The 26,606-nt window shown below is 48.8% G+C and carries 22 protein-coding genes; 17 read left to right on the top strand and 5 right to left on the bottom strand.

Annotated elements, in window-relative coordinates; all coding sequences use genetic code 11:
* Nucleotides 1-61: 61 nt before the first annotated feature.
* The 3 genes from NQ546_RS12640 to NQ546_RS12630 form a co-directional block, all read right to left on the bottom strand.
* Nucleotides 62-2,764 (bottom strand): PAS domain-containing hybrid sensor histidine kinase/response regulator, encoded by a 2,703-nt coding sequence (locus NQ546_RS12640; RefSeq protein ID WP_172556395.1) that lies wholly within the window; start codon nt 2,762-2,764, stop codon nt 62-64.
* Nucleotides 2,765-2,775: 11 nt separating this feature from the next.
* Complete coding sequence (locus NQ546_RS12635; RefSeq protein WP_004290749.1) at nt 2,776-3,966, bottom strand: glycosyltransferase family 2 protein; 1,191 nt, start codon at nt 3,964-3,966, stop codon at nt 2,776-2,778.
* A gap of 212 nt (nt 3,967-4,178) precedes the next feature.
* Nucleotides 4,179-5,381: a BamA/TamA family outer membrane protein gene (locus tag NQ546_RS12630; protein ID WP_004294322.1), complete on the bottom strand. Its 1,203-nt coding sequence runs from the start codon at nt 5,379-5,381 to the stop codon at nt 4,179-4,181.
* 274 nt (nt 5,382-5,655) lie between these two features.
* Between NQ546_RS12630 and NQ546_RS12625 the strand changes: the two genes are divergently transcribed.
* The 15 genes from NQ546_RS12625 (at nt 5,656) to NQ546_RS12555 (ending at nt 21,594) form a co-directional block, all read left to right on the top strand.
* A complete protein-coding gene (locus NQ546_RS12625) occupies nt 5,656-7,059 on the top strand; it encodes a C1 family peptidase (protein ID WP_004290752.1) in 1,404 nt (467 codons plus the stop codon).
* A 173-nt stretch (nt 7,060-7,232) separates the two neighbouring features.
* Complete coding sequence (locus NQ546_RS12620; protein WP_004290753.1) at nt 7,233-8,582, top strand: Na(+)-translocating NADH-quinone reductase subunit A; 1,350 nt, start codon at nt 7,233-7,235, stop codon at nt 8,580-8,582.
* A 107-nt stretch (nt 8,583-8,689) separates the two neighbouring features.
* The gene (locus tag NQ546_RS12615; RefSeq protein ID WP_004290754.1) at nt 8,690-9,862 is read left to right on the top strand and encodes an NADH:ubiquinone reductase (Na(+)-transporting) subunit B; all 1,173 of its coding nucleotides are present in this window, start codon (nt 8,690-8,692) and stop codon (nt 9,860-9,862) included.
* 16 nt (nt 9,863-9,878) lie between these two features.
* Complete coding sequence (locus tag NQ546_RS12610; RefSeq protein ID WP_004294323.1) at nt 9,879-10,568, top strand: Na(+)-translocating NADH-quinone reductase subunit C; 690 nt, start codon at nt 9,879-9,881, stop codon at nt 10,566-10,568.
* A gap of 4 nt (nt 10,569-10,572) precedes the next feature.
* The gene (locus NQ546_RS12605; RefSeq protein WP_004294324.1) at nt 10,573-11,208 is read left to right on the top strand and encodes an NADH:ubiquinone reductase (Na(+)-transporting) subunit D; all 636 of its coding nucleotides are present in this window, start codon (nt 10,573-10,575) and stop codon (nt 11,206-11,208) included.
* A gap of 94 nt (nt 11,209-11,302) precedes the next feature.
* Nucleotides 11,303-11,929, top strand: coding sequence for an NADH:ubiquinone reductase (Na(+)-transporting) subunit E (gene nqrE / locus NQ546_RS12600; protein WP_004290757.1), 627 nt, complete (start codon nt 11,303-11,305; stop codon nt 11,927-11,929).
* Between the two features lie 17 nt (nt 11,930-11,946).
* Nucleotides 11,947-13,221 carry an NADH:ubiquinone reductase (Na(+)-transporting) subunit F gene (nqrF, locus tag NQ546_RS12595; RefSeq protein WP_004294325.1) on the top strand — a complete coding sequence of 425 codons (1,275 nt, stop codon included), beginning with the start codon at nt 11,947-11,949 and terminating at the stop codon, nt 13,219-13,221.
* 160 nt (nt 13,222-13,381) lie between these two features.
* A complete protein-coding gene (locus NQ546_RS12590) occupies nt 13,382-14,728 on the top strand; it encodes a DEAD/DEAH box helicase (protein WP_004290759.1) in 1,347 nt (448 codons plus the stop codon).
* Between the two features lie 327 nt (nt 14,729-15,055).
* Complete coding sequence (gene serC, locus NQ546_RS12585; protein ID WP_004290761.1) at nt 15,056-16,123, top strand: 3-phosphoserine/phosphohydroxythreonine transaminase; 1,068 nt, start codon at nt 15,056-15,058, stop codon at nt 16,121-16,123.
* 109 nt (nt 16,124-16,232) lie between these two features.
* Entirely contained in the window at nt 16,233-17,153 is a 921-nt protein-coding gene (locus NQ546_RS12580) for an NAD(P)-dependent oxidoreductase (RefSeq protein ID WP_004290762.1), read from the top strand.
* Nucleotides 17,154-17,262: 109 nt separating this feature from the next.
* Nucleotides 17,263-18,510 (top strand): DUF1015 domain-containing protein, encoded by a 1,248-nt coding sequence (locus NQ546_RS12575; RefSeq protein ID WP_004290763.1) that lies wholly within the window; start codon nt 17,263-17,265, stop codon nt 18,508-18,510.
* A gap of 20 nt (nt 18,511-18,530) precedes the next feature.
* Nucleotides 18,531-18,668: a hypothetical protein gene (locus NQ546_RS12570; protein ID WP_004290764.1), complete on the top strand. Its 138-nt coding sequence runs from the start codon at nt 18,531-18,533 to the stop codon at nt 18,666-18,668.
* Between the two features lie 3 nt (nt 18,669-18,671).
* Nucleotides 18,672-20,009, top strand: coding sequence for an MATE family efflux transporter (locus tag NQ546_RS12565; RefSeq protein ID WP_004290765.1), 1,338 nt, complete (start codon nt 18,672-18,674; stop codon nt 20,007-20,009).
* A gap of 75 nt (nt 20,010-20,084) precedes the next feature.
* Nucleotides 20,085-20,999, top strand: a complete 915-nt coding sequence (locus NQ546_RS12560; protein ID WP_021939691.1) for a DMT family transporter — start codon at nt 20,085-20,087, stop codon at nt 20,997-20,999.
* Nucleotides 20,992-21,594, top strand: coding sequence for an IMPACT family protein (locus tag NQ546_RS12555; RefSeq protein ID WP_004290767.1), 603 nt, complete (start codon nt 20,992-20,994; stop codon nt 21,592-21,594). The genes NQ546_RS12560 and NQ546_RS12555 overlap by 8 nt, the downstream gene beginning before the upstream one ends.
* Before the next feature lie 13 nt (nt 21,595-21,607).
* Here NQ546_RS12555 and NQ546_RS12550 read toward each other — a convergent pair whose 3' ends face one another.
* Nucleotides 21,608-21,835 carry a CDGSH iron-sulfur domain-containing protein gene (locus tag NQ546_RS12550; RefSeq protein WP_004290768.1) on the bottom strand — a complete coding sequence of 76 codons (228 nt, stop codon included), beginning with the start codon at nt 21,833-21,835 and terminating at the stop codon, nt 21,608-21,610.
* A 125-nt stretch (nt 21,836-21,960) separates the two neighbouring features.
* Here NQ546_RS12550 and NQ546_RS12545 point away from each other — a divergent pair, with 125 nt between their 5' ends.
* Together NQ546_RS12545 and NQ546_RS12540 are read left to right on the top strand one after the other, a co-directional pair.
* Nucleotides 21,961-23,088 carry an HpaII family restriction endonuclease gene (locus NQ546_RS12545; RefSeq protein WP_004290769.1) on the top strand — a complete coding sequence of 376 codons (1,128 nt, stop codon included), beginning with the start codon at nt 21,961-21,963 and terminating at the stop codon, nt 23,086-23,088.
* 34 nt (nt 23,089-23,122) lie between these two features.
* Nucleotides 23,123-23,689, top strand: coding sequence for a nitroreductase family protein (locus NQ546_RS12540; RefSeq protein ID WP_004290770.1), 567 nt, complete (start codon nt 23,123-23,125; stop codon nt 23,687-23,689).
* Between the two features lie 57 nt (nt 23,690-23,746).
* Here NQ546_RS12540 and gcvP read toward each other — a convergent pair whose 3' ends face one another.
* Nucleotides 23,747-26,596, bottom strand: coding sequence for an aminomethyl-transferring glycine dehydrogenase (gene gcvP / locus NQ546_RS12535; RefSeq protein ID WP_004290771.1), 2,850 nt, complete (start codon nt 26,594-26,596; stop codon nt 23,747-23,749).
* Nucleotides 26,597-26,606 lie beyond the last annotated feature (10 nt).

Here is a 26,606-nt window from a genome sequence, read left to right as displayed (position 1 = left end):
AGGGAGGGAGGATACGGCCCTTTTATATTTACCTTTTACAAGTTGCGGCTTTCCCCGGTGCTCATTTCTGCTTTTGCACATCTTTCTCTTCCAAATGTCTTTCTATCAATTCCTTAAGTTCCTCTTGCTTGTAGGGCTTTGTCAGGAACTCATTGCATCCGGCCTTCAGGGCTGCTTGCCTGTCACACTCGTAGGCATAGGCGGTGAGGGCGATAATGGGTATTTTAGGCGAAAGTTCACGAATGATTTTCGTAGCATCCAGACCGTCGAGGTTGGGCATCTTCATATCCATCAGGATGAGGTCGGGATGCAGCTCTTCAAACATTGTTACGGCCTCCATACCGTCCCTGGCACGTTCCAAATGGTATGACTTTCCCAAAATGGCCCTGACGAGAATATAATTGCTGTCTGTATCTTCCGCCACCAGTATGGTGGGAAGCCCGGGCTTTGAGGATTCATGGGGCTGTTCGGAGCCTTGATGCTCTTCGCCGGAAAGGGAAGCATTGTTTTCCTTTTGGGCATAGGTTGGGGCGTTGACGCCCGATTTATGTATGTCGGCATGCTTGCCTGCTGTTTCTTCTTGTTTCTCAGGCAGGGTAAAGGTGAAGGTGGTTCCTTTGCCCATTTCCGAGCTGGCAGAGATTGTGCCGCCCAACCGTTCAATAATGGTTTTGCAGATGGACAATCCCAGTCCTGTGCCTTGTGCGAAGCTATTCATCTTGACGAAACGTTCAAAGACTTTGTCCAACTTGCCGGCTTCGATGCCGATGCCGGTGTCGCTGACGTGGAACTCTATCCCGTCTCCTTTGCGGCGATACCCATAGCTGACTTTGCCCTGGGTGGTGAATTTAAAGGCATTTCCGATAAGGTTGGATATCACCTGGAAGATGCGGTTCTTGTCTCCTTCGATGGTTATCTCTTCGTCCGAAGGCTCGTAGATGAGTTTCACCCCCTGCGGACAGCGGAACTTCAGCGCATCGTATATCTCCCTGCAGAGTGAATGTAGGCGGACGGGAGTGATGGTGAACTCCACTATGCCTGCTTCAATCTTGGAAAGGTCGAGAATCTCGTTGATTAGTTGCAGCAGCCGTTCGTTGTTGGCTTCCACAATGTCGTAGAAGCTTTTCCGTTCTTCGGCATCGGTGCTTTCGGCAATGATTCTGGAGAAGCCTACAATGGCATTGAGCGGGGTGCGTATTTCGTGGCTCATGTTGGCAAGGAAGGCGGACTTCAATTGGTCGGAAGCCTCTGCTTTTTCTTTGGCAACGAGGAGTTCCTGCTTCATCCGTTCCATTTCGGTGATGTCCCATTCGATGCTCAGCAGGATAGGGGAGAAGTCTTTGCTCTCGATGCGCATTTTCCGTTTGTCGAGGATGATGGATTTGCCGTTTTGGTCGTACTCCTCGGTGATCCAATGCTTTTCGATGCCGGTTTCGGCTATCTCCATGTCCTGCTTTCTCTTTTTCTGTGCGATGTCAAAGGGGTAGAAGTCGAAGTCGTCTTTGCCCAACGCTTCCTTCATGGGGATGTTCCGGTTGTACGATTCACGATTACGGTATAAGTACTTGAAATTGTTTTTGATGTCTTTCACGACGATGCCTGCCGGAAGGTTCTCAATGGTCTTGTCCATCACTTGGCTGAACCGTTTGATCTGTTGCTCGTCCTTGATGCGCTGCGTGATGTCTTTTCCGAACGCCCACAGGCTGTATTCGCCTTCGTCGCTTGTCACCCAAAAGGCATTGCCTTCCATGGCCAGCACTTCCGGGTGGAGGGGCAGAGGGTCGTAGAAGATGAACCCTTTGCGTTGGCTTCCTTTGGGTATGGACGCTTTTATTCTGTTCCACTCTTCCTCGCTGCGTGCGTGCGAGTTCACCTGATAGATTTTCAGTTGGGTGATGTCATCTGTCAGTCCGATGTTGTGGTGCTGCCTGAAGAAGCGGTTGGCAAATATGAGGGTTCCGTCTTCGTGGGCGGCAAAGATGTCTTCGGTGGCGTTGTTGATGGCATGCGTCAGCAGGGTGATGTCATTGCGCCGCTGCTGGATATCGGTGATGTTCTGTATGTATCCTTCGAGGACTGTGTGTCCACCGGGGCGTTTCTCGCAGGAGAAGGTCTTTTGGCGGATATAGAACACTTTTTGCCGGAAGTGGATGCGATACTCCACGCTTTCTTTCATGTCTCCTTGCAGGTTCTCGTCGAGCCATTTGCAGAATATCTCCCTGTCTTCGGGCAGTATGTGTGTTATGTAGCTGTCGAGTGAGACGGTCTGTTGTTCCTCATCGAGCGTGATGTCGGAGTATCCGGAGTAGCAGATGCATTCCTTGCCGGAGTCGTACCACCACCTTCCGATGAGCGCTACTTTCTGTATTTCGTTCAGCTCGTAATTCTTCTTTTCCAACTCCAGTTTGCGCTGGCTTCGTTCTGTGATGTCGCGATATTGGCAGAGCACCATATCTTCGTAGGGGCGCATGATGCACTTGAAGAAGTAGGTCTTGCTGTCGGTGGCAAGCTCATAGTTCCGGCTGGAGACTTCTCCTCGCAGAAGCACTTTCTTGAACTCCGGGTAGATTTTCCGGTAAGTGGAGGGTGGGAGCAGCTGGAGTATGTTCTTGTCCAACAACTGGTCTTCTGTCAGAAACCATAGGTTGATGTCGTGCACTGCGATGTCCACGCAAACGCCGTTCCGATCCAGTAGGATCATGGTGTCTGACGTCAGGTTCAACAGCTTTTCGGCATTCTCTGCCTTTTTCAGGATGTTTTTCATTTTTCTATCGGTTAAGCTCTTTGTGCCTTTTCCCATGCGCCATTGGTCTGTCCCCGGCGTTTGCGCAGGTAGTTGAAGCCACGTACAACGTTGATGTTCATGAAAAGGAAATAGTAGGGAACAAAGAGTATCTTATTTTTGATGCGTTTCTTTGACAAATAATATCCCCAGCTCGCCATGAGGTAGAACAATGTTTGCAAGAGCCAGATGACGGCATAGAACAAAGGAGAGTCTGTCGTAAAAATAAGAATTGTGTTCAGAGGAAGTAATGAGAATAGTAAAACAGGTGTCAGCGACCACCGTAGTACGCGGTGGGAGATATATTGGAAACAAAATGTGCCGTAGCGCAACGGGTTGAGCAGTGTGCGCAGGCGCCAGACGGACTGTAAACCGCCGGCAGCGATCCGCACTTTCCGTTTTTCCTCTTCGTGCATGTCTGCCGAACCGCTTTCGGTGGCATAGGCATCGGCACAATAGGCGATGGTGTATCCGCGCATCACGATGCGCAGGGAGAGGATGAAATCGTCCAGCAAGGTGTCAGCAGGCATTTCCTCGAACAGTTCGCGGCGGATGGCGAACAGCTCGCCGGCTGCTCCTACTGCGGAGTAGAGGCGGGCATCGAGTTTCTTGAGAGCGGATTCGTATTTCCAGTAGAGGCCCTCGCCACCGGATGCGGCGTTGTCTTTGGCCTGTACGGCGATGCGCTTTTCTCCTGCCACGCAGCCCACTTCGGGGGTGGCAAACGCATGCACTATTTCGCGCAATGCTTCGCGGTTGAGGTGTGTGTTGGCATCGGTGAAGACAACGAGCGGTGTGGTTACGAAGCGGATTCCCCGGTTCAGCGCAGCGGTTTTTCCCTGCCGTTGGGGCTGGTGGAGTACGGTGGCCTGCGGCCAGTGCGAAAGGCGTTCGTTGGTACGGTCGTTGCTGCCGTCTGTCACCCAAAGTATATGCAGTTTGTCGGCAGGATAGTCCAGAGCAAGGCAGTTGCGCATTTTCTCATCTACGACGTCTTCTTCGTTGTAGGCGGCGATGAACAGCGTCAGGTCGGGGAGGGAGTCATCTGTCGGTGGGGGTGTGGCGGCTGTTTTGCGAAAACATTCCTTCAGTTTGACAAGGGCATAGAGGATCATTCCATAACCTATATATGTATAGAACACAATGAATAAGCCGATCCAAAAGATGATTTCGAGAACCCCCATCAGTATTAGAATATAAATAATTATCTTTCAGTAATTTGAGATTAACGTCCAAAGATATGTATAATCTTTTAGTGCTGCAAGGGAAAGGAGGAATATATTGTTGATTTATGGTGAGCGGTTAATCATCAATCATCAAATTGCCAATGCCAATCACAGAATTGTCAATGTTAATTACAGAATTGTCAATGTCAATCACAGAATAATCCTTTTTCTTAAAAAGCCTCGGTCATGTTGAAGTAGAACAATGTTTGGTTGTTTACTGTGTTTTTACCCAAATCCAGACGCACGTTCATACGGGGCTGCACTTCGATGCGCAGGCCTACGCCATAGTTGGGCAGCACACCTTCAATCTTGCCCATGGTGGGGCCCATGAAGCCGCATCCGGTCCATGCCACGAAGCCGATGTGGTGCAGCATGCGCTTCATCCAGTTGCTCCGGTCGGTATTTATCATCTGGCGGTATTCGGCCATGATGACATGAGAGGATTTGTCACGATATTGTCCCATGTAGTAGCCGCGCAGGTCGAAGGGAGTGCCGGTCAGTGAATATTGGGTGAGGGGGACGTTGCCGAACACGTTTTTGCTTTGCGCTGTCCAGGCGAGCACCTTGCGGCGGCCTACGGACTTGTACTGGCGGTAGTCCATTTCCAGTCGGTAGAAGTTGTTGTCGCTGCCAAACGCCTTGCTGTACATCATACCCCGGAAGTCAAGGTAGACGCCTTTGTAAGCGTTGGCGGGGATATCGCGGCTGTCGTAGGTAAGGAGGAAGCCCAGGCCGGAGTTGAAGTTCTTGTAACCGCTTGCCGTACCGCCGGCTGCCACGTAGTCGGGTTCTTCTATGAGATGTTTGGCGGGATCGGTGATTTTGTCGTAGTTGATGTCCACTTGGGGGCCGGCAAACACGTTGCTTTCGCCCAAACGGAACAGAAACCAGGGATTGATTTGTATGCCGCTGTAACGATATTTGCTGGTGCTGTCGCTACGGATGTAATTCTTGTTCGTATTGTAGCCTATGCCGTAGAAGTTGTCTTCAGTGTTCTTGTAGACGAATTTTCCGAAGATGCGGAAGCGGTCGCCTTTAAAGAAGAGTTGCGGTTTCACCATCAGGTTGACGCCGCCCTTGAACATATAGGCTATGGACATCGGCAGCACCGAACGCAGTTGTGTGGTGTCGCCGGGATTCATACGGAAGGTCATCAGGGCGCTTCCGCCTATCAGCGCACCGAAGTCGGGTGTATAGCTTGGGCCACCCAATATGTTGTAATGGAAATTTCTGCGAGCCACCCTTTGTTTGCGCAGTTCCTTTTTGCTCAGTGCGGGAGTTGTGTCGTTGGTAACCGTAGGGGACTGTTCTTGTGCTGAAACACTTACAGTTGTCAGTATAATAGTAAATATACCCAGTATATATCTTTTCATATCGTACGAATGTGGCTGCAAAGAAAACTATTTTATTTGAATCGGTTTTTAGAAGAATAGATAATAAATCTAAAGAGGGCGCTAAAATTATCAAAAAAGACATTACATTTGCCTTTTCATCGGTCTCGTGGTACGGAAAAATCCGTTCCGTAAGGTGAATTTGTTTGCCTTGCGGGATGAGACGGATCATCTCACGAGATGATTTTTGGGGGCTCGTGGGGTGAATTTGTTTCTTATATCAACATACATAATACATACATATATACATCTTGACATGAATAAACGTTTTTTATCTGTAATTGTTTTTGGCACCGCACTGCTTTCGGTGCAGGCACAGGACGGTCAAGGCGGAATCACTTCTGCCATGCTCAGTCAAATCCAGCAAAGCTATCAAGGGACGGCGTCCGACAAGGCGCTGCGCAATGCCATTGGCAACAACGACATCCGCAAGTTGGCGCTCAATCAAGAGAACATGCAGGGCATGGATACCCATTTCTCCATTAAGGTGGACTCCAAAGGCATCACCGACCAGAAGTCCTCAGGGCGTTGCTGGCTCTTCACAGGGCTGAATGTGATGCGTGCCAAAGCCCTTGCACGCTATGGTTTCCGGTCTTTCGAGTTCTCGGAGATATATCCTTTCTTTTGGGACCAGCTGGAGAAGTCCAACCTTTTTCTGCAAGGCATCATCGATACTGCGGAAAAGCCGTTGGACGACAAAACAGTGGAGTGGCTGCTGAAACATCCGTTGAGTGACGGAGGCACATTCACCGGAGTGGCGGATATCGTTTCCAAATACGGCCTTGTGCCCAAGTGTGCCATGCCGGAGACCAACAGTAGCGAGAACACCGCCCGTATGGCCAATCTCATTTCTCTGAAGCTGAAGGAATACGCCCTCCGGCTCCGCGACCTCGCTGCCAAAGGCGCCAAGCCTGCCGCCCTGGAGAAGGAGAAAACCGCCATGCTCGGCACTGTCTACCGCATGCTGGTGCTGAACCTGGGCGTTCCGCCTACGGAGTTCGACTACGTGCGCACCGATGCACAAGGCAACCCGGTGGAGACGGAACATCACACCCCGATGTCTTTCCTTGAGAAGTATGGTGACAAACAACTGCTCACCAACTACGTGATGCTGATGAACGATCCCAGCCGCGAGTATTACAAATGCTATGAGATTGACTACGACCGCCACCGCTACGACGGCAAGAACTGGACTTACGTCAACCTGCCCGTAGAGGACATCAAGCAAATGGCCATTGCTTCTCTGAAAGACAGCACCATGATGTATTTCTCCTGCGACGTGGGTAAGTTCCTGAACTCGGAACGCGGCCTGCTTGATGTGAAAAATTATGACTACGAATCACTCATGGGAACCACCTTCGGAATGGATAAGAAGCAACGCATCCAGACTTTCTCCAGCGGCTCCTCGCATGCCATGACGCTGATGGCTGTGGATTTGGATAAAGACGGGAAGCCGGTCAAATGGATGGTTGAGAATAGTTGGGGCGCCGACAGCGGTTATAAAGGCCACCTCATCATGACGGACAACTGGTTCGACGAATATATGTTCCGCCTGGTAGTGGAAACCAAATATGTCCCCGCTCAAATAATGGAACTTTTCAAACAAAAACCTGTCCGCCTGCCGGCATGGGACCCGATGTTTGCAGAAGAAAAAGATTAGTGGTTAGTGATTAGCGATCTCTCCGTCCTAATCGCTATTCACTCTTCTCGTGTTCGTTAACGAAAGGAATTACGGAAATTTCTCCGTAATTCCTTTCTTTTTTGCTACTTATTCACATTCTTTTTTGCTACTTTTGCGGGCAAATTAATGAAACCATTATTTTATATAAACGCATGGCAAATGTAATTAAGTTACGCAAAGGCCTTGACATCAACCTGAAAGGCAAAGCTGCCGAAGAGTTTATGTCTGTGAAAGAGCCGGGATTTTACTCGTTGGTGCCCGATGATTTTACAGGTATCACTCCGAAAGTGGTGGTGAAAGAACAGGAGTATGTAATGGCCGGGGGACCCTTGTTTATCGACAAGAATCATCCTGAATTGAAATTTGTTTCGCCCGTAAGCGGCGTAGTGACGAGCGTGGAACGCGGTGCACGTCGTAAGGTGCTGAACATCGTGGTGGAGGCTGCCGCTGAGCAGGACTACGAGGAATTCGGCAAGATGGATCCGTCCAAGATGAGTGCGCAGGAAGTGAAGGAAGCATTGCTGCAAGCCGGTATGTTCGCTTTCATCCGCCAACGTCCGTATGATGTGATCGCCGATCCGACGGTGACTCCGAAGGCAATCTTCATTTCTGCTTTCGACAGCAATCCGTTGGCTCCCGACTTCGAGTTCGTCTTGAAAGGCGAGGAAGCAAACTTCCAGACAGGACTTGACGCTTTGGCCCGAATGGCAAAGACGTACCTGAGTATCAGTGTAAAACAAAAATCAGCCGCACTCGTACAGGCAAAGAACGTTACCGTTACTGCATTCGACGGTCCTAATCCGGCTGGTAACGTAGGTGTACAAATCAACCACATCTCTCCCGTAGTGAAAGGCGAGACGGTATGGACCATCGGTGCGGAAGCCGTAATCTTCATCGGCCGTTTGATGAACACCGGTCGCGTGAATTTCACCCGTACCGTAGCCGTAACAGGCAGCGAAGTGCTGAAACCCGCTTACTGCAAATTGCAGGTAGGAGCATTGCTGACCGATGTGTTCAAGGGTAACGTAACCACCGATAAAGACCTGCGCTACATCAGCGGCAACGTGCTGACAGGCAAGAAGATTGCCGCCAACGGTTTCCTCGGCGCTTTCGACAGCCAGCTCACCGTAATCCCCGAAGGAGATGAAATCCACGAAATGCTGGGTTGGATTATGCCGCGCTTCAATCAGTTCAGTGTCAACCGTTCTTATTTCAGTTGGCTGATGGGCAAGAAAGAATATGTGATCGACGCCCGCATCAAGGGTGGCGAACGTCATATGATTATGTCGGGCGAGTACGACCGCGTATTCCCTATGGACATTTTCCCCGAATATCTGTTGAAGGCCATTATTGCAGGAGACATCGACCGCATGGAGGCTTTGGGCATCTACGAAGTAGCTCCTGAGGACTTTGCACTTTGCGAATTCGTATGTTCTTCCAAAGTGGAAATCCAACGCATTGTTCGTGCCGGTCTCGACATGCTTCGTGCCGAAATGGCGTAAACTAATTATGAATGATAAATTTATGAATTATGAATTGCGCCAAAAGGCAGTTCGCCGATTTATAACTTTAGAATTCAAAATTTAAAATTCAAAATTCAAAACTATAAATGAAAGCGTTAAGAAATTATCTCGACAAGATAAAGCCGAACTTTGAAGAGGGCGGCAAATTCCACGCATTTCGTTCGGTGTTCGACGGCTTCGAGACATTCCTGTTCGTGCCCAACGCCACTGCGAAATCGGGAACGCATATTCACGACTCCATCGATAGCAAACGCATCATGTCGATGGTGGTTATTGCGTTGATACCGGCGCTGCTGTTCGGTATGTATAACGTAGGTTACCAGCATTTCCACGCTACCGGGGCAACCGGCAGTTTCATCGAAATGTTTGCTTACGGTTTTCTGGCTGTATTGCCTAAAATCATTGTATCATACGTAGTGGGTCTGGGCATTGAGTTCGTTGTGGCTCAGTGGAAGAAGGAAGAAATTCAGGAAGGTTTCCTTGTTTCGGGTATCCTGATTCCGATGATTGTGCCGGTGGACTGTCCGTTGTGGATTCTGGCTGTAGCCACTGCATTCTCCGTAATCTTTGCCAAGGAAGTATTCGGCGGTACGGGTATGAACGTGTTCAACGTTGCCCTGATTACGCGTGCTTTCCTGTTCTTCGCCTATCCAACGAAGATGTCCGGTGATGCCGTTTGGGTATCGGGCGACAGCATCTTTGGTTTGGGACAGACGGTAGACGGACTCACCGTTGCCACTCCGCTGGGAGCTGCCGCTACTGCGGGTGCATATCCGGAGTTCTCATGGGACATGGTGACCGGACTTATTCCGGGTTCCATCGGTGAAACCAGCGTCATAGCCATTGCCCTCGGCGCCATTCTGCTGCTGTGGACAGGCATCGCAAGCTGGAAAACGATGTTCTCCGTATTTGTGGGCGGTGCATTCATGGGCTGGGTGTTCAACACCATCGGACCGGACACTGCAATGGCTCAAATGCCTTGGTACGAACATCTCGTATTGGGCGGTTTCTGCTTCGGCGCCGTATTCATGGCTACCGACCCCGTTACTTCTGCCCGCACAGAGACCGGTAAGTACATCTTCGGATTCCTGATCGGCGCAATGGCTATCATTATCCGCGTGCTGAACCCCGGTTATCCCGAAGGTATGATGCTTGCCATCCTGCTGATGAATATCTTCGCTCCGCTGATTGACTACTGTGTGGTACAGGGTAATATCAGCCGCCGCGAGAAACGTGCAACCGCTAAGTCTAACAATTAAAATACCGGAAAAAGAAATGAATACCAATAGTAATAGTTATACTATCATTTATGCTTCGGTAATGGTTGTTATCGTCGCATTCCTGCTGGCATTCGTAAGCTCCTCTCTGCGTGCCACTCAGAACAAGAACGTGGAGCTGGATACGAAGAAGCAGATTCTTGCCGCCCTCAACATCAAGGATGTGAAGGATGCCGATGCAGAATATAATAAGTACATCAAGGGTGACATGCTGATGAACGAGGACGGTACGCTGGCCGAGAACACCGGTGCATTTGCCACCGCCTACGAAAAGGAAGCTAAGGAAAACCACCGCCTGCACGTATTTGTGGCAGAAGTGGACGGAGAAACCAAATATGTATTCCCCGTTTACGGTGCCGGCCTTTGGGGCGCCATCTGGGGTTATGTTGCCCTGAACAGCGACAAGGACACCGTTTATGGCGTTTACTTCTCGCATGCCAGCGAAACTCCGGGTCTGGGTGCCGAAATCGCAACCGCCCAGTTCCAGGGAGAATTTCCGGGCAAGAAGACTCTGGAGAACGGTGAAATCGCCCTCGGCGTTGTGAAGAACGGAAAGGTAGAGAAACCCGACTATCAGGTGGACGGCATTTCAGGCGGTACTATCACCTCGGTAGGTGTGGATGCCATGCTGAAAACCTGTCTGAGCAGCTACAAGAACTTTTTAACTAATAATAATGAGGAGAAATAAGAATATGGGAGCATTGTTTTCAAAAAAGAATAAAGAAGTATTCTCTACTCCGCTTGGACTGAACAACCCCGTTACCGTACAGGTGCTGGGTATCTGTTCTGCCTTGGCCGTTACCGCCAAGCTGGAACCGGCTATCGTAATGGGACTTTCCGTAACGGTGATTACGGCATTCTCCAATGTAGTGATTTCATTGCTGCGTAAGACCATCCCCAACCGTATCCGTATCATCGTCCAGTTGGTGGTAGTTGCAGCATTGGTGACAATTGTAAGTGAGATTCTGAAGGCTTTTGCTTACGATGTGAGCGTACAGCTTTCCGTATACGTGGGTCTGATCATCACAAACTGTATCCTCATGGGACGTTTGGAAGCATTTGCCATGCAGAACGGTCCCTGGGAGTCCTTCCTTGACGGTGTGGGCAATGGTTTGGGATACGCCAAGATCTTGGTTATCGTGGCTTTCTTCCGCGAACTGCTGGGTTCGGGCACGTTGCTTGGTTTCAACATCCTGAACTACGAGCCTTTGCAGAAGATTGGATATGTGAACAACGGCTTGATGCTGATGCCGCCTATGGCGCTGATTCTCTGCGCTTGCATCATCTGGTATCAACGTGCACGCCATAAAGAATTGCAGGAAAAGTAATATAAATGAAGAATGAGGAATGATGAATGAAGATTGTGCCGTTGCTGTATGGAGATTCTTGATTCTTAATTCTTAGTTCTTAATTAAAAGAATTATGGAACATTTATTAAGTTTATTCGTCCGCTCCATTTTTGTGGACAATATGATATTTGCATTCTTCCTCGGTATGTGCTCTTATCTGGCCGTATCAAAGAATGTAAAGACTGCCGTAGGACTGGGTATCGCCGTAACTTTCGTGTTGGTGGTGACACTTCCGGTCAACTATTTGTTGCAAACGAAAGTACTGGGTCCCAACGCCATCATTGAAGGTGTCGACCTCAGCTTCCTGAGTTTTATTCTTTTCATTGCCGTAATTGCCGCTATCGTTCAGTTGGTGGAGATGATTGTGGAACGTTTCAGCCCTTCGCTCTACGCTTCACTGGGTATCTTCCTGCCGCTGATCGCTGTGAACTGCGCCATCATGGGTGCGTCACTCTTCATGCAGCAACGCATCAACGTGGGCGAGAGCGATCCGAAATATATCGGTGACGTGGCAGATGCCGTTTCCTATGCACTGGGCTCGGGCATCGGCTGGTTGCTGGCTATTGTCGGTCTGGCTGCCATTCGCGAGAAGATGGCCTACTCTGATGTGCCTGCTCCGCTGAAAGGCTTGGGCATCACCTTCATCACAGTGGGTCTGATGGCAATGGCATTTATGTGTTTCTCTGGTTTGAACATCTAAAAGAAAGGAATAAGACAATGGATATGAATATGATATTAGCAAGCATTGGAGTATTCCTCGCGGTTGTTCTGTTGCTTGTGGTTATTCTGTTGGTAGCCAAGAACTTCTTGGTTCCTTCAGGCAATGTGAAATTGACGATCAACGGCGACAAGGAGCTGGAGGTAGCTTCCGGTTCGACGCTGCTGAATACGCTGTCCGTAAACGGCGTGTTTCTTTCCTCCGCTTGCGGTGGCAAAGGCTCATGCGGACAGTGCAAATGCCAGGTTGTGGAAGGTGGCGGCGAGATTCTGCCCTCCGAAATACCTCACTTCAGCCGTAAGCAAATCCAGGACCACTGGCGTCTGGGTTGCCAGGTGAAGGTGAAGAGCGACATGGGAATTAAGATCGACGAGTCTGTACTCGGCGTAAAAGAGTGGGAGTGCGAGGTCATCTCCAACAAGAACGTGGCTACGTTCATCAAGGAGTTTATCGTTGCATTGCCCAAGGGTGAGCACATGGACTTCATCCCGGGTTCTTATGCACAGATTAAGATTCCTAAATACTCCATGGACTACGACAAGGACATCGACAAATCCCTTATCGGCGAAGAGTATCTGCCTGCATGGGAGAAATTCGGCCTGATGGGCTTGAAGTGCCGTAACGATGAAGAGACCATTCGTGCCTACTCTATGGCGAACTACCCTGCCGAGGGCGACCGCATCATGCTGACGGTACGTATCGCCACTCCTCCGTTCAAGCCGAAAGACCAAGGTCCGGGCTTCATGGATGTAATGCCGGGTATCGCTTCATCCTATATCTTCACGCTGAAACCGGGTGATAAGGTGACGATGAGCGGTCCTTACGGAGACTTCCATCCGATTTTCGACTCCAAGAAGGAAATGATGTGGATTGGTGGTGGTGCCGGTATGGCTCCGTTGCGTGCGCAGATTATGCACCTGACAAAGACGTTGCATACTACCGACCGCGTGATGAACTATTTCTACGGTGCACGTGCGCTCAATGAAGTGTTCTATCTGGAAGACTTCCTGCAGATTGAAAAAGACTTCCCCAACTTCAAGTTCCACCTCGCACTGGACCGTCCCGATCCGGCAGCCGATGCAGCGGGCGTGAAGTACACTCCGGGCTTCGTTCACAACGTAATCTACGAGACTTACCTGAAAGATCACGAAGCTCCCGAAGATATCGAATACTACATGTGCGGTCCCGGCCCGATGTCCAAAGCCGTTGAGAAGATGCTCGACGACCTCGGCGTTCCGGCTCAGAACCTGATGTTCGACAACTTCGGCGGATAAGGTGCATTGTTAAGATACATAATAGTAAAATAGTGAGGAAACTCCGGCGGGCTTTGGCTCTTGCCGGAGTTTTTTTATAGTCAGGCTAATCAAAAGGATTGTCCGGTACATCAAACATATAATCTTTTCGTATCTTTGCTCCATTAATTCAAAGAAATTTATGGAACAATCCGATATACTTCGCAACTTACAGATAGAACAGCTCACCCCGATGCAAGAGGCTGCGCGGGATGCTTACCAATCCAATAAAGACCTCGTCCTGCTGTCGCCCACAGGTTCGGGCAAGACACTGGCATTCCTGTTGCCGCTGGTACAATCGCTCAAAGCGGATGTGCAGGGCGTGCAGGCAGTGGTGCTTGTTCCTTCGCGTGAGCTTGCCTTGCAGATAGAAACCGTATTCAAGTCGATGAATGTACCCTTTAAGGCGATGAGCTGCTATGGCGGACGCCCGGCAATGGAAGAGCATCGCACAATGAGGGGCATCAATCCGGCTGTCATCATTGGTACTCCCGGCCGTATGAACGACCATTTGAGGAAACGGAACTTCGAGGTGCACTCTGTCACCACACTGGTGATTGACGAGTTTGACAAATGTCTTGAATTCGGCTTCCACGACGAAATGGCAGAGGTTATCGGGCAACTGCCCGCCTTGCAGAAACGCGTGCTGCTTTCGGCAACAGATGCCGAGGAGATCCCGCAATTTGCAGGAGTAGGGGGAGCGGTATCCGGCAGTGACACACCGTCGTCACAAGTCATCAGGCTGAACTTCCTTTCGGAAGAAGCCGTTTCCAATCGCCTTGACTTACAGAAGGTCATTTCGCCCGAAAAAGATAAGCTGGAAACATTGTACCGCCTGCTTTGTACCTTGGGCGACCGTTCTACACTGGTGTTCGTGAACTACCGCGAGAGTGTGGAGCGCGTGGCTGCCTACTTGAAGTCAAAGAAATTCCCCTGCGACGCCTTTCATGGCGGCATGGAGCAGGAAGATCGCGAACGGGCGCTCTATAAGTTCCGTAATGGCAGTTGCCCCGTTCTGGTGTCCACCGACCTTGCCGCACGCGGATTGGATATTCCGGGCATCGACAATGTTGTCCACTACCACATGCCTGTCAACGAGGAAGCCTTTACGCACCGCAATGGGCGTACGGCGCGTTGGGAAGCACGCGGCTCGTCCTTCCTGCTTCTCCATGCGGAAGAGCGTTTGCCCGATTATCTTCCGGAAGAAATCCCCGTATTCGGGCTGCCGGAACAAACGCCGAAGCCTGCCAAATCCCGTTGGACTACCTTATATATAGGTAAAGGCAAGAAAGACAAACTTAACAAAGTGGACATCGTGGGCTTCCTATATAAAAAAGGTGGATTGGCGCGTGAAGATGTGGGACAGGTGGACGTAAAAGAACACTACGCTTTTGTGGCAGTTCGCCGCAGCAAGGTGAAGCAACTGCTCACGCTGCTGCGTGGAGAAAAAATCAAAGGCATGAAGACCTTGATAGAAGAAGCCCGGTAGACTGATGTTATTAAGCATGGCGGGGAATGTTATTAAGCATAGGAGAATGGCTTGCTTCTGATAAATATGCACTTTCTTTTCAGTTTTTATTCATAGTAGAAAGTTATTTCCGCTTCTTTCTTTCAGTTTACCTTTTAACACCTTTTTTGGTAAGTATACATAACAGATTGGTGTATAATTCTTGTATATACCAATAAAAAGTAAGGCAAATGCGCCATAAAGAAGGATTTTTATAAGGAAAGATTTGCAATACAGAAATAATTCCGTAATTTCGCCATGTCGAAAGACACAAAATGAACGAAATTGTATAACCAAAACAAACTTCAAATGAAAAAGCATAATTTCAATGCAGGACCTTCCATTCTTCCGCGTGAGGTGATAGAGGATACAGCGAAGGCTATTTTAGATTTCAATGGATCCGGTCTTTCTCTTATGGAGATTAGCCACCGCGCTAAAGACTTCCAGCCCGTAGTGGACGAAGCCGTAGCACTGTTCAAAGAACTACTTAACATTCCCGAAGGTTATTCGGTACTGTTCTTGGGCGGTGGCGCAAGTATGGAATTCTGCATGGTTCCTTTCAATTTCCTCGAAAAGAAAGCCGCATACCTCAACACAGGTGTGTGGGCCAAGAAAGCCATGAAAGAAGCCAAAGGTTTTGGCGAGGTTGTAGAAGTTGCCTCTTCTGCTGAAGCCACTTATACTTATATTCCGAAAGATTACACAGTACCGGCTGATGTGGACTATTTCCATATCACCACCAACAATACGATCTATGGTACGGAGCTGAAAGAAGACCTGGATGTAAACGTGCCGATGATTGCTGACATGTCATCCGATATATTCTCCCGTCCTATCGACGTGTCCAAATATATCTGTATCTACGGCGGTGCACAGAAGAATCTGGCTCCTGCGGGTGTGACATTCGTTATCGTGAAGAACGATGCAGTGGGCAAGGTGTCACGTTACATCCCCACCATGCTGAACTATCAGACACATATCGACGGTGGCTCAATGTTCAATACCCCTCCGGTTGTGCCTATTTATGCAGCATTGCAGACTTTGCGCTGGATCAAGGCACAAGGCGGTGTGAAGGAAATGGAACGTCGCGCTATCGAAAAGGCCGATATGCTGTATGCCGAGATAGACCGCAACAAAATGTTCGTAGGTACTGCTGCCAAAGAGGACCGTTCACGCATGAACATCTGCTTCGTAATGGCCCCCGAATACAAAGAATTTGAAGCAGACTTCCTGAAGTTTGCTACCGAAAAAGGTATGGTAGGTATCAAAGGACATCGTTCAGTAGGCGGTTTCCGCGCATCTTGCTACAACGCTATGCCGAAAGAAAGCGTACAGGCTTTGATAGACTGCATGCAGGAATTTGAGAAACTTCATTAACAATATTTGTTCACCACAGAGGGCACAGAGTCCCACAGAGAAATGAAAAGGAAAACTCTGTGAAACTCTGTGCGGTTCTGTGGTGAATCTTTTTTAATACCATTAAATCATGAAAGTATTAGTCGCAACAGACAAGCCGTTTGCAAAGGTTGCAGTAGACGGTATCCGCAAAGAAATTGAAGCAGCAGGTTATGAACTTGCTTTGCTGGAAAAATATGGTGACAAGGCGAAATTGCTGGAAGCTGTGAAAGACGCCAATGCTATTATTATACGTAGCGACATCATCGATGCCGAGGTGTTGGACGCCGCCAAAGAACTGAAAATCGTGGTACGTGCCGGTGCCGGTTATGACAATGTGGACTTGGCTGCCGCCACTGCCCACAACGTATGTGTGATGAACACTCCGGGACAGAACTCCAATGCCGTAGCCGAACTGGCTTTCGGACTTATGGTAATGGCTGTCCGCAACATGTACAACGGCACCTCCGGTACGGAACTGATGGGCAAGAAGCTGGGTATTCACGCTTATGGCAATGTAGGACGCAATGTGGCGCGTATCGCCAAGGGTTTCGGCATGGACATCTATGCTTTCGACGCTTTCTGCCCGAAAGAAGTGATTGAGAAGGATGGCGTAAAAGCTGTCGCTTCTGCCGAAGAGCTTTATTCTACTTGTGATGTTGTTTCCCTGCATATTCCTGCAACGGCAGAAACCAAGAATTCTATTAACTATGCTTTGGTGAACAAGATGCCGAAAGGCGGTTTGCTGGTCAATACCGCCCGCAAGGAGGTTATCAACGAAGCCGAGTTGATTCAGCTCATGGAAGAACGTCCCGACCTGAAATACATGACCGACATCATGCCTGCAGCCAATGAGACTTTCGCTGCCAAGTTTGCCGGCCGTTATTTCTCCACACCGAAGAAAATGGGTGCGCAGACTGCCGAAGCCAATATCAATGCAGGTATTGCCGCTGCCAAGCAGATTGTAGGCTTCCTGAAAGACGGTTGCGAGAAGTTCCGAGTAAATAAGTAATTGGATTCAGGCATGGATTGCATGGAACCTTGCAGAACTTTGGACATATTATTTGTTCTGTGAAACTCCATGTAATTCATGCCTGATTTAAATTTATATTCTAATAACCATGGCAACAATAAAACCTTTTAGAGGGATTCGTCCCCCACAGAATTTAGTAGAACAGGTGGCATCCCGCCCTTACGACGTACTGAATTCTGCCGAGGCTCGTGAAGAAGCGGCGGGAAACGAAAAGTCTTTGTATCACATCATCAAGCCCGAAATAGATTTTCCTATCGGTACGGACGAACATGATGAACGTGTTTATCAGAAAGCTGCTGAAAACTTCCGGATGTTTCAGGACAAAGGCTGGTTGGTGCAGGACGATAAAGAAAATTATTATGTATATGCCCAGACCATGAATGGCAAAACGCAATATGGTTTGGTGGTGGGGGCATACGTTCCCGATTATATGAACGGTGTCATCAAGAAGCATGAGCTTACCCGTCGGGATAAGGAAGAAGACCGCATGAAGCATGTGCGTGTGAACAATGCCAACATTGAACCTGTATTCTTTGCCTACCCTGATAATGCCACGCTGGATGCTGTCATTGCCCGTTATACGGCTCAGAAACCTGTTTACGACTTTATTGCTCCGGGCGACGGCTTCGGCCACACGTTTTGGATTATCGACAAGCAGGAAGATATTGACGTCATAACCAAAGAGTTCGGCAAGATGCCTGCGCTCTATATTGCAGACGGACATCACCGCAGCGCAGCCGCTGCCCTGGTGGGCGCGGAGAAAGCCAAGCAAAACCCCAATCATCGTGGAGATGAGGAGTACAACTACTTCATGGCAGTTTGTTTCCCGGCCAACCAGTTGACTATCATTGACTATAATCGTGTGGTGAAGGATTTGAACGGTATGACTCCCGAACAATTCCTGACGGCTGTAAGCGAGAACTTTACGGTGGAAGAAAAGGGTACGGACATCTACAAACCGGCAGGATTGCATAATTTCTCCCTTTATCTGGATGGCAAGTGGTATAGCCTTACTGCCAAACCGGGCACTTACAACGATAATGATCCCATCGGTGTGCTGGACGTTACCATCTCGTCCAACTTGATATTGGATGAAATCCTCGGCATCAAGGACCTTCGTTCCGATAAGCGTATCGACTTTGTGGGCGGTATACGCGGCTTAGGCGAATTGAAGAAACGGGTGGATAGCGGTGAGATGAAGGTGGCTTTGGCTCTGTATCCTGTGTCCATGAAACAGTTGATGGACATTGCCGATACCGGCAACATAATGCCCCCCAAGACTACTTGGTTCGAACCGAAGTTGCGTTCGGGACTGGTAATTCATAAACTGGACTAATCAAAATACAATTTTAAAGAATGAATGTGGAAACGGAGCGTTGCAAAGTATGTGGCGCTCCGTTATTTTATACCGCCATTTTCTTTCCTGTTATGTTGAAAATGCTGACCTTTGCAGGAAAATACGAAACGGAATACGAAAATATCGAAATACGGTAGCGGATGTTACGAAATGGAAACCTCACTCAGGGCGGCATAACGAGTACGCTGTTGCGCTTCACCTTGCCTATGATGGCAGGTTCGTTGCTGCAACAGTGTTATAATATTGCCGATACGCTTATTGTGGGACAGTGTATCGGATCGGGCGCTTTGGCAGCAGTGGGGTCGGCATATACGTTGATGGTTTTTCTTATTTCCATTCTTTTAGGGTTGTCTATCGGTAGCGGTACGGTTTTCTCGTTGCACTACGGGGCAGGAGACCGGTCCGCTTTGCGGCGTAGCATTTTTGTTTCATTCGTACTGATAGGGGCGGTGACATTCTTGCTGAATGTGGTGGCATTTATATGCTTAGACCCTATTCTTCATTTGCTTCAAGTGCCGCAGGACATTTATGGGATGATGCGCAGTTACCTGTGGATAATCTTTTGTGGCATAGCCTTTACGTTTATCTATAACTTCTATGCGGCGCTGTTGCGGGCTGTGGGAGATTCTGTGACTCCTCTTTGGTTTCTGGCGGTTTCTGTTGTGCTGAATGTCATTCTCGACCTGTTCTTTATCCTGCAACTGGGTTGGGGAATCGAAGGGGCTGCCGCGGCCACCGTCATAGCACAGGGAGTGGCTGCTGTGGGGATACTGCTCTACACAGGCAAGAAACGGCCGGAACTGCAACTGCGCCGGGAGGATATGCGCTTTGACCGTTGCAGTCTGAAGGAGATAGTCTCTTTCTCCACACTGACCTGTGTGCAGCAGTCGGTCATGAATTTCGGTATCCTGATGATACAGGGATTGGTCAACAGTTTCGGTACGGCCGTTATGGCAGCCTTTGCCGCTGCCGTAAAGATAGATTCCTTTGCATATATGCCTGTGCAGGAGTTCGGAAACGCATTCTCCACTTTCATAGCGCAGAATTTTGGGGCAAAGCGTTATGATCGTATCCGCAGGGGAGTGCGCAGCGCCTTTCTTACTGCGGTCATCTTTTCCTTGATAGTTTCCATGCTTGTGTTTGTATTTGCAGAGCCGCTGATGCTGGTCTTTGTCCGCCCCGAAGAGGTGGAAATTCTTGCTACCGGCGTGGAATATCTGCGCATAGAGGGCACATTCTATTGTGGCATCGGCATCCTGTTCCTGCTTTACGGTTATTACCGCGCTATCCGCATGCCGGGGATGTCGGTTGTGCTTACGGTGATCTCTTTAGGGACCCGCGTGGTGTTGTCGTATGTGCTTGCTTCCATTCCTTCCATTGGGGTGGCAGGCATTTGGTGGTCTATTCCTATCGGTTGGCTGCTGGCTGATGCAGTAGGTATGCTTTATTATAAATACTGCGCTTTGCGTGCTGCGTAAGTTCTATTTGAAGGAAAGGTGAACAAGATGTGGATAAAAGTAGTATCTTTGCGCCCGATTAAGAAAAATACTGTCATGACTAACGATCGTCTTAAAGGATTTACTTACGGAGCTCTTGCCGCAGCCAGTTACGGACTGAACCCGTTGTTCGCATTGCCTTTGTACGGGGCGGGAATGAAAGTGGATTCCGTCTTGTTCTATCGCTATTTTTTTGCCATTGTAATGCTGGGCATACTGATGAAAGTGAAGAAGCAATCCTTTGCCTTGAAAAAGACGGATATACTTCCGCTGGCGGTAATGGGACTGTTGTTCTCTTTTTCTTCACTTTTCTTGTTTGAGAGTTATAACTATATGGATGCAGGTATTGCATCCACTATCTTGTTTGTCTATCCGGTAATGGTGGCTATCATTATGGCGATCTTCTTTCATGAGAAGGTTTCGTTTATTACAATGTTCTCCATTGCGCTGGCGTTTACGGGCATCTCTCTGCTGTACGAGGGCGGAGATGGTAGGACTTTGAATCTGTTGGGTGTGTTGTTCGTCATCTTGTCTTCGCTGACGTATGCCATATATATAGTAGGTGTGAACCGTTCTTCCCTGAAAAATCTGCCAACGGCAAAGCTGACTTTCTATGCTTTGCTGTTCGGAATTATCATTTATGTGGTACGTTTGGATTTCTGTACGGCCTTGCAGCCTGTACCCGCTCCACTGTTGTGGGTGAATGTGTTTTCGTTGGCATTGTTTCCTACTATTATCTCATTGATTGCAATGACGCTTTCCATTCATCGTATAGGCTCCACGCCGGCTGCCATTCTGGGAGCATTGGAACCTGTGACGGCGCTGTTCTGCGGAGTAGTGGTGTTTGGTGAGCAACTCACGCCGCGTATCATGCTCGGCGTATTGATGATACTGACCGCAGTGACACTGATAATTGCGGCAAAGCCGTTGTTGGAGCTGATTAAGAAACATATACCTATACGGCATGAGTGAAGATACGTACAAAACCATTGCCACCCTGTCCGAAGGGATTTACACCGAGAAGCGCAGTAAGTTCATAGCCATTGCCTTGCCTGTCCGTACGGTTGAAGAAGTAAAGGCGCATCTGGAAACTTATCAGAAGAAATACTACGATGCCCGCCATGTGTGTTATGCCTATATGCTGGGGCATGAACGCAAGGACTTTCGTGCCAATGACAACGGAGAACCGTCCGGTACGGCAGGAAAGCCTATTCTGGGGCAGATAAATTCGAATGAACTGACGGACATACTGATTGTTGTTGTCCGCTATTTTGGCGGCATAAAGCTGGGAACAAGTGGCTTGATAGTGGCATATAAGGCTGCTGCCGCGGAGGCTATCGCTGCCGCTACCGTTATTGAAAAGACTGTGGATGAAACGGTGACCGTTCTCTTTGAATATCCTTTCATGAATGATGTAATGCGCATTGTGAAAGAGGAGGAACCGGAGATGCTGGAACAGTCCTATGATATGGACTGCCGTATGACACTTCGCATCCGCAAGTCGATGATGCCCAAGATGAGGGCGCGTCTGGAGAAGGTGGAGACTCTACGTTTTGAAGAAGAGTAAAGTCTCCGGACCTTTAGATACTCTTTTCAATCTTTTTCAAGGATAAATCATTATAATGGATTTTGCGGTGCGTGCCGTCACAAAAAGGTTGCTTGTAGGAGCGTCCGCAGCGGCAGAGGGCTGTCCGGTTTTCTTTCATTTCCGCCTTGCCTTCTCTGTCCACCAGTTTGAATCGGCCTTCTACAATAAAAGGACCGTTGGGGGTGGCTGTGATGGTTACTGTATTTTCTTCTTTTTCCATGCTTTTATTTTTTAGGTTTCATATATCCGATAGAACGTCTCCGCATGGAAATAGTTTGTTAATTCCATATCTTTTGTATGGATTTACTTATCTTTGTACACTTATTTAATAAAAATTGAGTTGATATGGCATTTGAAGCGACTAAGCGTGAGCTGGGCGAGCTCTATACATTCTTCCGTTTGTTGGCGGATGGAAAAGTTTTCGGGGGTACTCCGAAGGCACAGAAAGATGATAGAAAGTGTTGGCCCATTGCGCTGATACAGAGAGAGGAACATGACGGTACACGCCGCTATTATATAGAGGAAGAGGATGTTCGTATTGTCAGTGGTGTAGTGGAGAAAGACGGTACATTCATTGCGTCGGCAGAGAAGGAAGTGCTTTCGTTCCCTCGTGCGGACTTTGGCGATGCGGCGGAAATCATACTTCATCTGTTGCGGAACGAGCCGGGAGAGGAAGTGGAAGTTTCCGAAGGATTGGAAGCCTTTCTGGATGCGGTGAACATCTACGATTTGGAATCCAAAACAGAGGATCGTACGGACTTCTCCGTAGCTTTTTGGAGCGTGGATGCTCCGCTGACGGGTTTTACTGTCCGTTGTCGCCTCAGCCGTATGAATCCTCTGCTGGACGGTGGGCGCACTGCCAATCTGAAGCTGGAGCAAAGTGGCGTGAAATTTGCCGTACCCACTGTGAACAAGGTGAACGCCTTGCCCGAATCGCCTACGGAAGTTGCCGAACGCATGATGATGATTGAGCGTTTGGGCGGGGTGCTGAAATATTCCGATGTTGCCGATCGTGTGTTCCGTTGCAATCTGTTGATGATAGATTTGCATTTTCCCCGTATGTTGGCCGAAATGGTGCGTACCATGCATCTGGACGGCATCACCCGCGTCTCTGAACTGACGGAACGCATCAAGGAAATGAATCCCTTGAAGATAAAGGATGAATTGATAAACAAACATTGTTTCTATGAGTTTAAGATGAAGCAGTTCCTATTGGCACTTGCATTGGGCATGCGTCCGGCTAAGATTTACAACGGTACGGATTCTGCCGTAGAAGGGCTGTTGCTGACCAATGGAGAGGGTGAGGTTCTCTGTTATCATAAGTCCGAACGGCAGACTTTTGCCGATTTCCTTTATCAGAACAGCCGTTTTGAGAAGGGGTCGGTAGACAAAGACAAATACGGTTTCCTGGAACGGGAGAATGGTGTATATTACTTTAAGTTAAACGTAAAGATAGGATTGCTGAAGAGGTGATCCCAAGCATTGAATCATAAAAAACAGACGTGCAATGTTGAACGAAGTATTGGAAAATATTAAGTCGCGCCGCAGTGTGCGCACTTATACGGAACAGCAGGTTTCCGCAGAAAATTTGAATCTTATATTGGAAGCGGCAACGTATGCTCCCAGCGGTATGAATTACCAGACATGGCATTTCACAGCCATTCAGGATGCTGATATATTGAGAGAACTGAATGAAAAGATAAAAGGTGCTTTTGCTAAGAGCGACGAGCCCCGTCTGCAAGAGCGGGGACATAGCGAAACCTACTGTTGCTATTATCATGCTCCGACTCTGATTATCGTTTCCAACGAACCTACCCAATGGTGGGCGTCTATGGACTGTGCCTGTGCCATGCAGAATATCTTCCTGGCCGCTAAGTCTCTTGGTATCGGTTCCTGTTGGATCAACCAGTTGGGGCAGACTTGTGACGATCCCGATGTGCGCGCTTTCCTTATGAAGCTCGGTGTTCCCGAAAATCATCGTGTATATGGTTGTGCCGCTTTGGGCTATGCTCCTGAGGGTGCTCCCATGAAAGATAAGAAATTGGCGGAAGGTACGGTAACTGTGATCCGTTAAATTCCTTTATGGCATAAAAGAAGAGGATATATCTTTCGATATATCCTCTCAATATTTCTATTCAAAGCATCCGTAGCATGTAGGCAGTAACTTACGGTCGCCCAGTGTGTTGTCTACACGCGCCACATTCACCCAAAACTTGTTGTCGCGTACGCTTTCTATCGGATATGCTGCTTTCTGCCGGGTGTAACTATGTTCCCAGTTGTCGGCAACTACTTCATATTCAGGATGCGGAGCGTTTGTCAGCACGTTGTCTGCCTTATCCGCTTCTCCATTTTTCACTTCCTGAATCTCCTGCCAGATAGCAAGCATCACATCTACAAAGTTATTTAGTTCGGCAAGACTTTCGCTTTCCGTCGGCTCTATCATCAGTGTTCCATGGACAGGGAAGGAGAGGGTTGGTGCATGATAGCCGTAGTCCATAAGACGTTTGGCGATATCATTTTCGCTGATACCTGTTTCTTCGTGTACTTTGCGGCACTCCAATATCATTTCATGTCCGACAAAGCCGGTTGCCCCGCGATAGACGATGCCATAGGTGTCCTTGAAGCAGGCAGCCAGATAATTGGCATTCAGAATGGCTATCTTGGTGGCGCGTGTCAGTCCCTCCGTACCCATCATGCGTATATAGCCGTAGGTAATAGGCAGAATACCCGCACTGCCGAAAGGAGCTCCCGCTACCTGATTGGTTGCATTGCCAAAAAGTTCGTGTCCCGGTAAGAACGGAACCAGATGTTCGGCTACGCAGATAGGACCCACACCCGGTCCGCCTCCGCCATGAGGGGAAGCAAATGTTTTATGCAAATTCAGATGGCAGACATCAGCACCGATAAATCCGGGGTTGGTCAAGCCTACTTGTGCATTCATGTTGGCGCCGTCCATGTAGACCTGTGCACCGCATGCATGGATAGTCTTGCAGATTTCCACGATTTCCGTTTCAAAGATACCATGGGTAGAAGGGTAGGTAATCATCAATGCGGCAAGGTCGTCTTTGTTCTCTTCGGCTTTGGCACGCAGGTCGGCCATATCGACATTTCCCTGCTCATCACAGGCACAGGTGACAGTGGTGAAACCGGCCTGAACAGCCGATGCCGGATTAGTACCATGAGCCGAAGCGGGTATCAGCACTTTGTTACGGTGTCCTTGACCTATGTTTTCCAAATAAGCGCGGATTACACGAAGCCCCGCATATTCTCCGGCAGCACCTGAATTAGGTTGCAGGCTTACTCCGGCAAATCCGGTTATTATTTTCAGTTCTTCGCTGAGATTGTGTATAAGCTCGCGATAGCCTTCTGCCTGTTCCTCAGGAACAAGCGGGTGCATATTCATAAATTCAGGACGGCTGAGTGGCAGCATTTCAGCGGCGGCATTCAGCTTCATGGTGCACGAACCAAGCGAAATCATGGAGTGTGCCAATGAAATGTCCTTACGGTCGAGTCGTTTGATGTAACGCATCATTTCCGTTTCCGTATGGTATCTATTGAATACCTCATGTGTCAGATAAGTGCTTTGACGCCGGAATGTCGGCTGAATGGTGCAACTCTCAGGGATATCGGTTGTTTTGGTATAGTCCTTTCCGGCTGCAATTCCGAAAATGGAAAGTAAAACGTTTACTGCAGCCAAATCCGTTGTTTCGTCAATGCTCATGCCCACATCACCGTTCTTGAAATAGCGCAGGTTCACTTCCTTGCTTAGGGCAACTGTACGGACTTGTTGTGCCGATACGTTGTCTGGCAGGGCAAAGCGGAGTGTATCGAAATATTGTACATTCACTTGCTTGTATCCCAATTTGCTGATTTCTTTTTCCAGATATGCGGCGATGTTGTGAATACGTTTTGCAATGGTGCGGATGCCTTCCGGTCCATGATATACGGCATAGAAACCTGCCATTGTGGCCAGCAGTGCCTGTGCTGTACAGATGTTTGAAGTTGCTTTTTCACGTTTGATATGTTGCTCGCGGGTTTGCAGAGCCATGCGGTAACACAATTTTCCGTATTTATCTTTAGACCAGCCGATGATGCGTCCCGGCATATTGCGCTTATATTCGTCACGTGTGGCAAAATAGGCAGCCGACGGGCCGCCGTAGAACATCGGCGTACCTAATCTTTGGGTTGTTCCAAACACGATGTCTGCTCCCCATTCTCCCGGCGGGGTGAGCAAGGCAAGGCTTAGTATATCGGCGGCAACGGCCACTTTGCAACCGGCAGCATGTGCATTTTCCACAAAAGTGCGGTAGTCTTCTATATTGCCGTCGCCATTCGGGTACTGTAATATGCAGGCAAAAGTGTCCGGAGTGAGTTCTGCTTCATTGTATCGCCCGGTCCGTATCTCAATGCCTTGCGGGATGGCGCGGGTGGTGATGACAGCCAGTGTCTGCGGAAAAATGCTTTCGTCTACGAATACTACATTGGCTCCCGACTTCTGCATTTCGCGCGGACGCAATGCGTACATCATTGTTACAGCTTCGGCAGCAGCAGTTGCCTCATCCAGTAAGGAGCAATTGGCAAGAGGCATACCGGTGAGGTCGCAAACGGCAGTCTGAAAGTTCATCAGGGCTTCCAAACGTCCTTGAGACACTTCTGTTTGATAAGGCGTATAGGAGGTGTACCAAACGGGGTTTTCAAATACATTACGCTGGATTACGGCAGGCGTGATGGTGTTGTACCAGCCCATACCGATGTAAGTTGTGTAAAGTTTATTTTGGGCAGCCAGTTCTGCAATATGGCATCCGAATTCATATTCGGTCATGGCTTCGGGCAGAGCCAGCGGTGCTTTAAGGCGGATGTTTGTCGGGATGGTTTTATCAATCAGTTCGTCCAGACTTGCCACGCCGATTTTGTGAAGCATCTGTGCTTCATCTTTTTCGCTGATACCGATGTGACGGTTAGCCAACAGGTCGTTTTTCATACGTATATAT

This window comes from Bacteroides eggerthii (genome assembly GCF_025146565.1).
Classification (GTDB): domain Bacteria; phylum Bacteroidota; class Bacteroidia; order Bacteroidales; family Bacteroidaceae; genus Bacteroides; species Bacteroides eggerthii.
This window is presented reverse-complemented; position numbering and strand designations above follow the sequence as displayed.